General features: G+C 75.0%; 3 protein-coding genes. All 3 read right to left on the bottom strand.

What is annotated here, in order from left to right; all coding sequences use genetic code 11:
• Positions 1 to 147: 147 nt before the first annotated feature.
• On the bottom strand, positions 148 to 1,119 hold the full coding sequence (locus I5E_RS12205; RefSeq protein WP_022907235.1) for a hypothetical protein: 972 nt from the start codon (positions 1,117 to 1,119) through the stop codon (positions 148 to 150).
• Positions 1,120 to 1,189: 70 nt separating this feature from the next.
• Complete coding sequence (locus I5E_RS12200; protein ID WP_022907234.1) at positions 1,190 to 1,441, bottom strand: DUF4287 domain-containing protein; 252 nt, start codon at positions 1,439 to 1,441, stop codon at positions 1,190 to 1,192.
• A 640-nt stretch (positions 1,442 to 2,081) separates the two neighbouring features.
• Positions 2,082 to 2,521, bottom strand: a 440-nt coding sequence (locus I5E_RS25515) for a reverse transcriptase (RefSeq protein WP_022907233.1), incomplete at its 5' end; no start/stop codon positions are given.

Genomic DNA, 2,521 nt, shown 5'->3' with positions numbered 1-2,521 from the left:
CCGGGCACCGAGTGTTTCCGGGTGACGCCGAAGTTGCTCGAGCACGTCGCCGTCGTGTCCGCCGGGGTGAGCGACCCGTGGGAGCTGCACGCCCGGTGGACGAGCGAGGCGCTGGCACTGCGCGGCTGACGCCCGGCCGCCCGCGCGTCAGCGCGCGTACGCGTCGACGAACAGGGCGCCGCGGACCTCGCGCAGCGTGTCGACCAGGCGGGCGATCGTCCGGCCGGAGATCCCGGAGACCTCGAGGTCGTACGGCCCGATGGCCTGCAGCCGCCCGGTGCGGACGCGCACGACCTCCCAGCCGACGCCGCGCACCGCCCGGTCCTTCCGGCGGTCGGTCTCCTGCCGGGGTCCGACGTGCTCGAGGCCGTGCCGACCGGTGGAGTCGTACTCGATCGCGACACGGAGCTCCGGCAGGATGACGTCCGGCCACACCTCGACGTGGTCGAAGAAGGGCCGGTCGAGCCGGATCGCGGAGTGGTCGAACGTGAAGGCGAACCGCTCCGCCAGGGCCGCTCGCAGCTCGGCCTCGACCGCGGACGCCGTCGCCGGGGCGCAGACGCTCGTGAACGACTCCCCCGATGGCAGCCGCGGTGTCTTCGGGCAGATCGACCGCGGGACCCCCGCGGCACGGGGCCTGCGGGGTGCTCCCGGGTCCGGGCGTCGAGGACCCGACCGCGAGGACGCGACCGCACCCGCGGGGACGCCCCTGGCCGGGGCCGCCGGCAGGGTCTGCCGACCGGTCACCCGCACCACCCGCTGCGGGGTCGGCACGGCACTCGGCCAGTCCGCGGGCAGCACCGGCCAGCGCTGCGGCTGCGCCTGCACGGCGCACTCGGGGCACCAGACCGACCGGCGCCGTTCACGACCGGGACGGGAGCGCTGCTCGGCCGGCGTCGCGACGAACACGTGCCCGACGTCGCACTCCCACGTCAGCAGGACCTCGGCAGCGGGCGGCACCTGACTGAGGACGACGCCGTGGTTCCACTCCGGGTGGTACTGCCGGACGAGCACCGGGTACGAGGACCACTCGGCGCGGAACTCGCCCACGGCGTACGGCACCGGGACGCCGCGCGACCACTGTCGGCGGCGCCACCACGCGTCGACGGGTTCGGCCACGCCCTCACGCTAGGCAGCACCACCGACAACCGCACGCGTCGCGTCGAGGCGGCGACAGCAACGAGCGGACTCAGGCTCCGAGGGCGTTCCGCACGAAGGCGACGAGGGCGTTCGCGTGCCCGTGCCCGAGGCCGTGTTCCTCCTTGAGCCAGGCGACGACCTCCATGTGCTTCTGGCCGTCCAGCCGGTCGGCGACGAGGTCGAGCCACTCCTGCACCGGTCGACCGTAGGTCTTCTCGATGCTCGGGAAGTACGACGCCGGGCCCTTCGGCGTGCTGCCGTCGGCGGCGGGCTCCGGAGCGGTCACGCGGTGTGCGGTCATGGGGTCACGATAGCCCCGGGCGCGCCCGGCTCGTGGGGCGGCGGCTCCGGTGGTGGAGGCCGCACGGTGCGACGTCCGCCACTCCGTGCGAGCTTGCCCGCCCCGTGCGCCGCTACAAGCCCGCACCGAGCGGGCAACCTCGCACCCAGTGAACGAGCCCGCACCATGCGAGCCGCCACGCCGCCGTGCAGCACGGTGCGACGTCCGCCACTCCGTGCGAGCTTGCCCGCCCCGTGCGCCGCTACAAGCCCGCACCGAGCGGGCAACGCCGCACCCAGTGAACAAACCCGCACCGTGCGAACCGCCACGCCGCCGCGCCGCACCGTGCGACGGCCGCCACCCCGTGCGAACTTGCCCGCCCCGTGCGCCGCTAAAAGCCCGCACCGAGCGGGCAACGCCGCACCCAGTGAACGAACCCGCACCGTGCGAACCGCCCCGCCGCCGTGCAGCACGGTGCGACGTCCGCCACTCCGTGCGAGCTTGCCCGCCCCGTGCGCCGCTGGAGGCCCGCACCGAGCGGCCAACGTCGCGCCGAGTGAACGAACCCGCACCGTGCGAGGCACGTCCGCGCACCGCGCACCGCGCACCCCACCCACCCCGCCTGCGCCCGGCGTCACACCCGCGTACGAGCAGCCCGGGGTCACCACACGATGCGGGCGAACTCCTCGCGCAGACGCCGGGCGCGCCCCGGGTGCACCTGCTCGACCCAGCCGATCCGTCCGAGCAGGTGTGCCCGGAAGTCGGGGTGCCCGGCACGGTTCTGCGACGCCGGACCGTGCTCGGCGGCGTTGTGCAGGATCGCGTGCAGCCGGTCCACCTCGCGCCGACCGGGAGACGTCCGCTCGTTGACGACGACCCCGGTGACCGACTGTCGCGAGCCCCGTCGCCGCACCCGGGTCTTCGACGGGTTCAGCCGGAGTCCCTGCTCGGTGACGATCCGGTCGACGCCGCGCAGGAAGGCGTCCGGTCGTGCGGCGAGCCGGTCGTCCCCGCTGAACGTCAGGTCGTCGGCATACCGCGTGTAGACCGCGCCGACCGAGGCCGCCCACCCGGCGAGGCGGGCGTCGAGGTGTCGCAGCG

The sequence above is a fragment of the Curtobacterium sp. B18 genome, from assembly GCF_000333375.1.
In the GTDB taxonomy this organism is placed as follows: Bacteria; Actinomycetota; Actinomycetes; order Actinomycetales; family Microbacteriaceae; genus Curtobacterium.
Note: the sequence above shows the minus strand (reverse complement) of the source record. Positions and strands in the feature narration are given on the sequence as shown.

Excerpts from the sequence above, each read along its gene's own strand:
- I5E_RS12200 (WP_022907234.1), bottom strand. The coding sequence starts at position 1,441 with ATGACCGCACACCGCGTGACCGCTCCGGAGCCCGCCGCCGACGGCAGC.